This window comes from Yoonia sp. R2-816 (assembly GCF_046762905.1).
Taxonomy (GTDB): Bacteria; Pseudomonadota; Alphaproteobacteria; order Rhodobacterales; family Rhodobacteraceae; genus Yoonia.
The window spans coordinates 1-10547 of sequence record NZ_JBKQXN010000086.1; the positions used below are offsets into that span (position 1 = coordinate 1).

General features: G+C 57.8%; 10 protein-coding genes. 7 read left to right on the forward strand and 3 right to left on the reverse strand.

Annotation, left to right across the window (positions count from 1 at the left end; all coding sequences use genetic code 11):
• Positions 1-417 precede the first annotated feature (417 nt).
• On the forward strand, positions 418-1038 hold the full coding sequence (locus tag ACFWW2_RS01535) for a hypothetical protein (RefSeq protein ID WP_393925602.1): 621 nt from the start codon (positions 418-420) through the stop codon (positions 1036-1038).
• Between the two features lie 148 nt (positions 1039-1186).
• Here the strand turns inward: ACFWW2_RS01535 and ACFWW2_RS01540 are convergent, their stop codons facing one another.
• Complete coding sequence (locus ACFWW2_RS01540; protein WP_393925603.1) at positions 1187-2296, reverse strand: class I SAM-dependent RNA methyltransferase; 1110 nt, start codon at positions 2294-2296, stop codon at positions 1187-1189.
• A gap of 49 nt (positions 2297-2345) precedes the next feature.
• Here ACFWW2_RS01540 and ACFWW2_RS01545 point away from each other — a divergent pair, with 49 nt between their 5' ends.
• Together ACFWW2_RS01545 and ACFWW2_RS01550 are read left to right on the forward strand one after the other, a co-directional pair.
• A complete protein-coding gene (locus tag ACFWW2_RS01545) occupies positions 2346-2717 on the forward strand; it encodes a DUF4440 domain-containing protein (RefSeq protein WP_393925604.1) in 372 nt (123 codons plus the stop codon).
• A 152-nt stretch (positions 2718-2869) separates the two neighbouring features.
• Positions 2870-3376 (forward strand): CAP domain-containing protein, encoded by a 507-nt coding sequence (locus ACFWW2_RS01550; protein ID WP_393925605.1) that lies wholly within the window; start codon positions 2870-2872, stop codon positions 3374-3376.
• On the opposite strand, the gene ACFWW2_RS01555 is transcribed toward ACFWW2_RS01550, so the two are convergent.
• Positions 3373-4719, reverse strand: a complete 1347-nt coding sequence (locus ACFWW2_RS01555; protein ID WP_393925606.1) for a hypothetical protein — start codon at positions 4717-4719, stop codon at positions 3373-3375. The genes ACFWW2_RS01550 and ACFWW2_RS01555 overlap by 4 nt on opposite strands.
• Before the next feature lie 216 nt (positions 4720-4935).
• Between ACFWW2_RS01555 and ACFWW2_RS01560 the strand changes: the two genes are divergently transcribed.
• Positions 4936-5466 (forward strand): CAP domain-containing protein, encoded by a 531-nt coding sequence (locus ACFWW2_RS01560; protein ID WP_393925608.1) that lies wholly within the window; start codon positions 4936-4938, stop codon positions 5464-5466.
• Here ACFWW2_RS01560 and ACFWW2_RS01565 read toward each other — a convergent pair.
• Positions 5463-6233: a class I SAM-dependent methyltransferase gene (locus tag ACFWW2_RS01565; protein ID WP_393925609.1), complete on the reverse strand. Its 771-nt coding sequence runs from the start codon at positions 6231-6233 to the stop codon at positions 5463-5465. The two genes, ACFWW2_RS01560 and ACFWW2_RS01565, sit on opposite strands and share 4 nt — an antisense overlap.
• A 61-nt stretch (positions 6234-6294) precedes the next feature.
• On the opposite strand from ACFWW2_RS01565, the gene gloB reads away from it, so the two are divergent.
• The 3 genes from gloB (at position 6295) to ACFWW2_RS01580 (ending at position 9886) form a co-directional block, all read left to right on the forward strand.
• The gene (gloB, locus tag ACFWW2_RS01570) at positions 6295-7071 is read left to right on the forward strand and encodes a hydroxyacylglutathione hydrolase (protein WP_393925610.1); all 777 of its coding nucleotides are present in this window, start codon (positions 6295-6297) and stop codon (positions 7069-7071) included.
• 178 nt (positions 7072-7249) lie between these two features.
• A complete protein-coding gene (gene clpA, locus ACFWW2_RS01575) occupies positions 7250-9577 on the forward strand; it encodes an ATP-dependent Clp protease ATP-binding subunit ClpA (RefSeq protein WP_393925611.1) in 2328 nt (775 codons plus the stop codon).
• 60 nt (positions 9578-9637) lie between these two features.
• The gene (locus tag ACFWW2_RS01580; RefSeq protein WP_393925613.1) at positions 9638-9886 is read left to right on the forward strand and encodes a hypothetical protein; all 249 of its coding nucleotides are present in this window, start codon (positions 9638-9640) and stop codon (positions 9884-9886) included.
• Positions 9887-10547: the final 661 nt, after the last annotated feature.

Sequence of the window (10547 nt, forward strand, 5' to 3'; positions counted from 1 at the left end):
GGGTCCCGTTCAATCCCCACATACATCCCATCACCACGCCGATAGGACCGATAGACTTTAACATCGACACCAAAATACGCGTGCCACCTGTAGTGCACGCGATAAACTGACCCGACATGGGCAGAATGAACAGGAACTGGCGAATCGTAGGTTAACGCCTTATTTTGCTGGGAAATGTTCGGTCGGCATTGCGTCGGATTTGCGTCGGCAAAACGTCGGACCCCTGTCGGATTCTGTCGGGTTTAAGCATGCGCGCAGTGGGGTTTGTTAATGGGTGTTAGGGATTTGGAGCGGGATGGGTGAGATCCTACATCTGCCGATGTCGGCTACGAGCCCAGAGTGACGGATGCTGCACCACGCGCAGAAGTCTGCTATTTATGGTTCAGCGAACAGCGAAAACTAGGAGCTACAGAAGCTATGAAAACGGCGAGTTGCAGAAATTTGGCGATTCGCCTGACAAATCTTGCGTTTCCCATTTTTGTTGCTACGCCGCTAGCTGCCCAGACGCCGTTATTGGACGCACTTGCCGCCTGCGAAGCAAGTGTCGTTGAAGGTTCAGATTATCGCCTGCGCGAGATTGGAACACTAATCGACGAAAGTGACCGTGGCTCAAGAATTCGCATCGACACCCCACTAGGCACTGTTTTGGCGATGTATCTTCCGCCTTCCGGAACAGTGTCTGCGTGCGTACTTTGGGGGCGGCAACCAGAGTTAGAGATTGAATTTCAAGAAAAATGGCAAGACTGGGTCGAATGGGAGGAGGCCGTCGCCGCATCGGAGGCTTGGTTCAATGAGGCAATGGAAGCTCCAGGCAGCTTCGACTTAACAGATCACAGTTTACCGGGATACGTAGTCGCGCGTTGCGAGGAACTTGAACATGGTTTGGTTCTTTCAAGCCAACCAGCAGTTGCCAATACGATACGTCAAATTCTTCCTAAACAGGAATCAACGCGAGCTCCTGTTGTTCATTATCAGTTCAGTGCACAAGCGGCCCTACCGGGGCGATGCTCGGCGGCTGTCCAAGCTAAGCAAGACTAAATCTGATAAGACCCAAAGCGGCCATTCTGAAGGCTCTTTCAGAAGTCCGCTCCGTTCCGCATCGCAGACATTGTGCCCATCGACCTGATAGGCAATGATGTCACCTGACAAGCTGATAGTCCCGACATTCGGCCCGTTCTGCGCGCTGCTACGGCAGCGGGCCTGTCCGGAACAACCACACTTTCAGCCCGCCGTGGGGGATGGCTGGCCCTTTGGGGTCGAAGGGGAGGCCGGTTGCTTTGGCAAGTCCGGCGTCGTTGGTCACGATCCCGACCCGCCAGCCTGCGAAGCGCAGTTTGAGCGTTTCCCCGAGCCCTGCATAGACGCTGTAGAGCATTTTCGGATTGCCGATCCGTCCGCCGTAGGGCGGGTTGCAGATGATCAGGCCGGGGGGGCCTTCGGGTCGCTGGATGTCGCTGGCGTTGAGGTTCTGGAAGGTGATCAGGTGGCCGACGCCTGCCCGTTCGGCGTTGGCGGTCGCCATGCGCACGGCGCCTGCGTCGCGGTCGGAGCCGTGGAAGTGGCTGGTGGGATGGGTAATTTCACCCGTCTTGCGCATATCGGCCCATGTGTCGGGTTTGAAGCTGGCGAGTTGTTCGAAAGCGAAGGACCGGGTGCGGCCGGGGTGCAGGCCTGCCGCGATCTCTGCCGCTTCGATGACGAAGGTGCCGGAGCCGCACATGGGGTCGAGCACGGGTTCGCGCCCGGTGTAGCCGCATTCGCGCAGCATCAGTGCTGCCAGCGTTTCGCGCATGGGGGCCTTGCCCACAGCCTCTTTGTGCCCGCGCTTGTGCAGGCTTTCGCCGGATGTGTCGACGCTGAGTGTGACCCGGTTGTCGTCGATCCGCGCCTTGATGGCGATAGGGGCGTCGGCGCTGATCTGGTAGCCTTGCGCCTTGAGCGCATTTTCAATCCGCTGGGTGGCGGCGCCGGCGTGGTAGATCTTGGATTTGCGGGATGTTGCGACCTCGACACGAATTGGCACATCGGCGCGCAGCACGTCGCCCCAGGGAAATTTACGCGCCCGCTTATCCAACTGGGCAAGGTGGAAAGCCATGAAGGACCCGATCCGCGCGAGTACACGTGTGGCCCCGCGCATGGTCAGGTTGGCCCGCCAGACATCCACCCATGTGCCGGTGATCGTGACCCCGCCGGGCGTGACTTTCGCGTCGGCAAAGCCGTTTTCATGCGCCTCTGACAGCAGGGCCTGTTCCAGCCCCGGGGTCGCAGTCATGAAAATTTCGAACCTGTCTGTCATTGGAGGTGCATAGTGGTAAGCCTGTGGCGCGCGCAAGGGTGGGTGGCCGATGACGGATGACGAAACATTGCTGGAGGATCTGGCCCGCTGTGAGCGCCGGGTCTGGCAAGCCTTGGTTGATGGCGACATGGCGGCGGATGCGGCGGCGCTGGATGACGGGTTTCTGGGGGTCTATCCCACCGGGTTTGCCGACAAGGCCAGCCATATCGGACAATTGGCGGATGGACCTAGCGTGACCCGCTTTGCCTTGTCGGATTTGCGGGTGATGCGGTTGGGTGTGGGGTACGCGGTTTTGTCCTATCTGGCGTGTTTCAGCCGCGTCGGTACGGATACCCCGGAACGGATGTTTGTCAGTTCGATCTGGCGTCAGGATGGGTCGCGTTGGGTGAATGTCTTCAGTCAGGATACGCCTGCGTTGTGACCCGCTGATCCTTTTGGTTGTAGCAATTTTTTGCCTGCCAATCTGGCAGTGATCAGCGCCTTATTGCCCTGAAACAGGGTCATCGCCTGTCCCCTTTGTCCGCGTTGCATGGGTTGCCTACAAGTGCTCGGTGGGGCGCTTGGAGAGACACTATGAAATATCATCTTTCGGTCCTGGCGGTCTGCGCCCTCGCAGCCTGCGGCAGCAGCAGCGGTGGATCCAGCACGTCAACGATGGGTGCATCGAATTTGCAGGCCACGCCTTCCGTGCCCAGCGCGCCCACCAATCAGAGCTTTGCGGGTCTGCTGAACAATGCCCGGGCCGGCAGTGGCGCCGGTGCTGTCAGCTATGACGCCCGTCTGGGTGCGGCTGCCCAGGGCCATGCCAATGACATGTTGGCCAATAACTATTTCAGTCATACCGGGCGCAACGGGTCGAGCGCTGGTGATCGCATCAGGGCGCAGGGCTATAACTGGCGGACCTATGGCGAGAATATCGCCCGTGGTCAGCAGACCGAGGCGGATGTGTTTCGCTCCTGGCAGAATTCCAGCGGACACCGGCGTAACAATCTGAACCCCAATTTCGAGGAATTTGGTCTGGCCAAGGCCGGGACGGGGTCAAACAAGTATTGGGTTCTGGTGCTGGCGACCGAGCGTTAGAAGTTCGATGAAATCCCGACCCGTGCCTGCAGTTGTGAACTGGTGAACTGATCCACATTGGATTTGGTTCGCCGGGCAGAGACCGACACGCTGGGCGAAAAGCCGAAATAGCTGATATCCTCAAAGATAACCGTGCCGCCGATGCTCGCATAATCGTCCCGGCGACCATTGAGCGAGAGCGAGAATTCCTTGTATTCGGTGTGCCCCACGCCGAGGGAAAATGACCATTTCGTCCCCAGTATCGCCTGATCGAAACCGTAGCCCAGCGTCAATTGGGTGTCGGTGAAGTTTTCTTCGATATCGTTGGCATCGTTGAACAGCCCGGTCACGGACACATCCAGCCGATCATTGTTGGGAAGTGTCTGGGTGTATAGCAGCCCGAGCGTGTAGATGAACCGGTCAGGAAATCTGTCATCGATCAGTTTGCGTTCTTCCAGTTGCCCGATGACACCGAAGACGGCTGACGGTCCCATCTTCATATCTTGTCGCAGTGACACTCGCCAGTTGTTCCACAACAGGTCCCCGCTATACCACACCCGGCCCAGCCCCAGTGACAGGCTTGTCGGTCCTTCGGGCGAGACCAGCCATTCCTGATTGATCGAGATATCGGCCAGCGCCAAGGCATAGTCACTGCCTGACAGGTCAGGCACCCGATCTTGCGTGTCTTCCGACAGGGTGTAAGTTCGCCCGAACACGTAGAGGCCCAGAGACGTGCGTTGCCGGTCAGAACTGGCAATCCTGTACGAGAGTTGCGCATCGCCTGAGTATTCGATCCCCGACAGCGCCACGCTGCTGGGGGGCAGTCCGAATTCGATGTCCAGCCCTTCGAGCCTGAACGTGTCGCTGTCCGCCCCGTTATTGATGTTATCGGATGGCGCTGCGTTGAAGTTGAACTGTGCGGAAAGCGGGTTTTCTTCGCGGATTCGGCTGAATTCGGTGACGATGGTCGCCGCGTCCTCGCTTGAGCCGATGTGGTTGGCCGCCTGCCGCAGCCACCATTCGGCCCGAACATATTGCCGTGCCGCAAACCGTGCCCCGCCAGCGAGCCGGGCCGATTGCAGCTTTTCCTCCCGGGTTTGCGCGATGCGGTGGGCCTGGCCTGCAGTTCGGGCGGCCTCTGGATGCTGTCCCAGCTCCGATAGGGCCAAAGCCCGCAAGAAGAGTGCGGCGAAATTGTTGGGGGATTGTTCCAGGGCGGCATCGCTCAGCGCCAGCGCGGTTGCCGGATCGCCGCCTGTCAGGGCCGATTCCGCGTCCAGCACGATCTGGTCGGTCGCGGTTTGCGCAAACGCCGTCGTGGCACACAGCGCGATGGCACCGCTGAGACGACAAAGAAAGTTCATAATCGCAAGGCCTTTTACATCATAACGCCGCTGGAATGCGCGAAACTACCGACAATTGTGACATGGGCAAGGCATCCCGCAATTGTGGCCAAAACATGGCCGCGAAACGCGTGATGTGAGCGAAATATCGCCGTAAAATCAATGCGTAACGCTGACCGCTTACGAGATGGTGATGTTGTGTCTACCACTTCTGTCTGGGGGCCCAGGAGATGATAGATGAAGTACGCAATTTCTTTGGTGGCCCTTTGCCTGCTGCCAGCATGTATGGGTGGCGGGTCGGACGGACCATCGGCCCCGACAACACAGCTCAACACTGACTTTGGCACCCTGCTGAACGGGGTTCGTATGGGCAATGGCGCTGCCGCCGTTGCATTTGACCAGCGGGTGGCGAATGCTGCACAGTCTCATGCGACCGATATGGTAGTCGACAATTACTTTGCACACGACACCCAGAACCCAACCCCGGAATGTGGAAACCCGTGTGATGCGGGTGAACGCCTGCTGGCTGAAGGTTACACCTGGAAAGTGTTTTACGAGGGCATTGGTCGCGGTAACAACCTGACACTTCAGCAACTGCTGGACGCATGGGAGGCCGGTGGTGCCGGCGGAGACTTCAGCGTTGACGGCGACAATGGTGCGTCGAACAATATCAACCTCGCGGATTTTGAGCATTTTGGCATCGCCAAAGCTGGACCCGATGGGAACCAACGCTGGGTTCTTCTGATGGCTGACCCAACTGACCCCTAAGACTTCTGCGCTGTCCTTGCCGTTTCCGGTTTCGGTTTCGGCTTGGTGATCTCTTCCAGCGCCCTGAGTGGCCGCTTGACCGCCTCGCCCAGTCCCGGGCGGGTCGGCGCGGCCATTTGTTTGCTGACTTCGACGATCAGGACCCCACCGGCCACAACGAAAGGCATGTTGTGGCCGACCTTTTCCAGCAGTCCTGCCGATTTGCGCCAGAGCTTGGCTGAAGACGGCGGCTGGTAGAGCGCCGATAAGGTGTGTTCGGTGACAAAGCGGTGCTTGCGCAATTGCGCTTCAAGCTGGCCCAGCGAATAGGGCCGCCCGTAACCAAAGGGCGTCGCGTCTGATCGTGACCACAGTCCGCCTCGGTTAGGCACGATGAACACCGCCCGTCCGCCGGGGCCGAGGACCCGCCAAGCCTCGTCCAGGAGCGACGATGGCGTTTCGGATGTTTCCAGCCCGTGCATCAGCACCAGTTTGTCCACATGCCCGGTTTCCAGCGGCCAGAGCGTGTCTTCGCACAACACGCTGACATTTTGCGCATCGGGCGGCCATGGCATGACCCCCTGCGGGCCGGGCATTAACCCGATCACCCGCCGCGCGTCTTTCAGGTAGGGCCGCAGCAAGGGGACCGCAAAGCCGAAGCCCACGACCATCTGCCCCTTGGCCTCTGGCCAGAGGTTCACCAGTTCATCGCGGATCACCTTTTGCGCGGCCCGCCCCAACGCGCTGCGGTAGTAGAAATTTCGCAGATCAAGCACGTCGAGATGCATTGCGGTTTGGGTCCCCTTGGGCGAAGCTGGGGCAAGAATACCAACAGGAGGCCGATTTACCATGCCAAACGATTTTGCCCCGATTGATATGGTGGTTGTGCCGTGCCTGTCCGACAACTATGCGTTTCTGGTCCATAACCGTGATACTGGCGAAACCGCGCTGGTCGACGCCCCCGAGGCGAAGCCCATTCAGGCCGCGTTGAAGGCCAAGGGCTGGACCCTGACCGATATTCTGATCACCCATCACCACGGCGATCATATTGATGGTGTATCTGAGCTGCGTGAAGGCGCGCGCGTTATCGGGGCGGCGCGCGATGCGCACCGGTTGCCGCCTTTAGATGTGCAGGTGGCCGATGGAGATGTGATCGCGATATGCGGCGTCGATACGCATGTGCTGGATGTATCCGGCCACACGATTGGCCATATCGCCTATCATATGCCGGAGCCGGAACTGGCCTTTACCGCCGACAGCCTGATGGCGCTGGGCTGTGGTCGCCTGTTCGAAGGGACGGCGGCCCAGATGTGGGAAAGCCTGCAAAAACTGCGTTCATTACCGGAAGACACGATCATTTGTTCGGGTCATGAATACACCGAAACCAATGCCCGTTTTGCCGTGTCCCTTGACGCTGACAATAACGACCTTATCTCTCGTGTCGAAGGGATTGAGGCCGCGCGCGCTGCCGGACGCCCGACTGTGCCTTCCGCACTTGATGAAGAAATGCGCACGAACCCGTTTTTGCGGGCAGATGACCCTGCGTTCAAGGCTGTGCTGGGCATGGCAGATTCAACCGATGTGGATGTTTTTGCCGAGATCAGGGCACGCAAAGACAAATTTTAACCACGATGATGTGACATCGTGACCCAAAGCAGATGAATTTCTGGACTTCACGTTATTTGTGAAGCCGAATGATAAAAAAGTCCTTGAAGGTTCGCGGATAAAACCAAACCTTAAGGATAAGAGGCCACGGTTGGTGTGTGCAGTATATGCCGACCCCCGATGTGAAGGAGCACAGATCGTGCCATCATTTTCGACAACACTTGAGCAGTCCATTCATGGGGCCCTTGCCCTGGCAAATGCACGCAAGCACGAACTCGCCACGCTGGAGCATTTGCTGCTGGCGCTGATTGATGAACCTGACGCGGCACGTGTGATGCGTGCCTGTTCGGTCAATCTGGACGAGTTGCGCAAGGATCTTGAACAGTTCATCGAGGATGATCTTTCGACCCTGATCACCGATGTCGAAGGGTCAGAGGCCGTTCCGACCGCCGCCTTCCAGCGGGTCATTCAGCGTGCCGCCATTCATGTGCAATCCTCCGGCCGGAACGAGGTGACAGGCGCGAACGTGCTGGTCGCTATCTTTGCAGAGCGCGAAAGCAATGCCGCCTATTTCCTGCAGGAGCAGGACATGACCCGCTATGACGCGGTGAATTTCATCGCCCATGGTGTGGCCAAGGACCCTGCATTCGGGGAATCGCGCCCTGTGACGGGTTCGGCTGAAGAAGGTGAGACCGTGTCGGTTGGTGCCGATGGCGATGAAAAGGAAAGCGCATTGGCGAAGTACTGCGTTGACCTGAACGCCAAGGCGACAAAAGGTGATGTTGATCCGCTGATTGGGCGAGCGCATGAAGTAGAGCGCTGCATTCAGGTGCTGTGCCGTCGTCGCAAGAACAACCCGCTTTTGGTGGGTGACCCTGGCGTCGGCAAGACGGCGATTGCGGAAGGTTTGGCCTTCAAGATCGTGAATGGCGAAACGCCGGAGGTGTTGGCCTCTGCCACGATCTATAGCCTTGATATGGGCGCGCTGCTGGCCGGAACCCGCTATCGCGGTGATTTCGAGGAACGGTTGAAGGCCGTGATGTCGGAGATGGAAAACCATCCCGATGCGGTGCTGTTCATTGATGAAATCCACACCGTAATCGGTGCTGGTGCGACCTCTGGCGGTGCGATGGATGCGTCCAACTTGCTGAAACCTGCGCTGCAGGGCGGCAAGCTGCGCTGCATGGGGTCGACCACCTACAAGGAATTCCGCCAGCATTTCGAAAAGGATCGCGCATTGTCCCGCCGGTTCCAGAAGATTGATGTGACCGAACCTTCGGTGCCGGACTCGATCAAGATCCTGCAGGGGTTGAAGCCCTACTTCGAAGAGCATCACAGCATCAAATACACCGCTGATGCGATCAAGACGGCTGTGGAGTTGTCGGCGCGCTATATCAACGACCGCAAATTGCCCGACAAGGCGATTGACGTGATTGATGAGGCGGGTGCGGCCCAGCATCTGGTTGCGGAATCGAAGCGCCGCAAGACGATTGGCACCAAAGAGATCGAGAATGTGGTCGCCAAGATCGCCCGCATTCCGCCCAAGAACGTGTCGAAGGACGATGCCGAGGTGCTGAAAGATCTGGAGAAGACGCTGAAGCGCGTGGTCTTTGGTCAGGATACGGCGATCGAGGCGCTGTCATCGGCGATCAAGCTGGCGCGGGCTGGTCTGCGTGAGCCTGAAAAGCCCATCGGGAACTACCTGTTCGCAGGTCCGACCGGTGTGGGTAAAACCGAGGTGGCCAAGCAGTTGGCCAGCACACTGGGTGTAGAGCTGCTGCGCTTTGACATGTCGGAATATATGGAAAAGCATGCAGTGTCGCGTCTGATTGGTGCGCCTCCGGGCTATGTCGGTTTTGATCAGGGTGGCATGCTGACCGATGGGGTCGATCAGAACCCGCATTGCGTGCTGCTGCTGGATGAGATGGAAAAGGCCCACCCGGATGTTTACAACATCCTGCTGCAGGTGATGGATCACGGGAAGCTGACCGACCATAACGGCCGGACGACAGATTTCCGCAATGTGATCCTCATCATGACGTCGAACGCGGGTGCGGCTGAAATGTCAAAGAACGCCATGGGCTTTGGCCGTGAGGCACGGACAGGTGAAGATACGGCGGCGATCGAACGCACATTCACACCGGAATTCCGGAACCGTCTGGATGCGATCATTAGCTTTGGTGCTTTGCCGAAACCGGTGATCATGCAGGTGGTCGAGAAGTTTGTGCTGCAGCTTGAAGCGCAGTTGATCGACCGGAATGTGCATATCGAACTGACACCTGGCGCCGCCGAGTGGCTGGCCGACAAGGGCTATGATGAGAAAATGGGTGCGCGTCCACTGGGCCGCGTCATCCAAGAGCACATCAAGAAGCCGCTGGCCGAAGAACTGCTGTTCGGCAAGCTTGTCAAAGGCGGAATCGTCAAGGTTGGCGTCAAGAAGGGCGCGCTTGAGCTGAAATATCTGGAGCCCGAGCAAGGCAAGATCACCGACAAGGGTGACAAGCCGCCGTTGCTGACCGCCGATTGACGCAAGGGTGCGACACAAGAAACAACAACGGCCCGGCGGCATCCCCGCCGGGCTTCTTTCATGAACCGCGTTGAAGCCTACGACATTTTGCGAAAGCATATCGATTTGTTCGTCACGTATTGTGCCGACAGGTCGCTCGAAGAAGACGTGCAGGGCGCAAGCGGAATCTGGTACCGGGTCGAAATAAAGGTTGTATCCGGCACTGATGGTGAAGAGGTGCATGCCCTGATCCATGACCACAATTCCCACTGGTTCACGATGATCGAGGAACGGGTGCGTTATCAGCGCAGGACGCGTCACTCCGACTAGGGAGAATAATCAAAGTCGGGTGGAACGCTACGACAAGTTTGCAGGGTCGATGCGGCGACCGGACGAGCCCAAATAGATCGCACCATCTACATGCAACGTGACACAGTGCGGACTTTCCCTGAGAGCCTGTCTTCATGTGGGACGTCTCGCGCCTTTGACGCGATGCAACGGATTTGCTGAATCGTATCAACGCGCCGCTTGACGCAATATTGGTCCAAACGTCTTGCATTTCTGACTCAGAACGGACCTACGCCGCAGGATGTGATGGGGTCGGCAAAGCGGGACATAACGGGCTTTCGCTGCATTTGCGCGAGTGTCTGCTATGGTACCTTAGTCCGAAGGGCACTCCAAACCGATTAAGGTTTGTGGTACTCCCTAAGAAATGAATTCTCCAATCAATCTTTCCCATGCATTGTCTCATGTCCGTTGGATCGGAGGCGGAAGCGGAGCAGGCAAATCAACGATTACACGTAGATTGGCCAAAGCACATGACGCGGTGATCTACGACACTGACGCAGTTATGAGCGATCATTCATCTCGCTGCTCAAGTCATAAGTGTCCGCAACTCGCCAATTTCATGCGAATGACAATGAATGAAAGATGGGTCGCCCGGTCACCCAATGAGATGCTCAAAACCTTCCATTGGTTTGAGGGCGAAGGG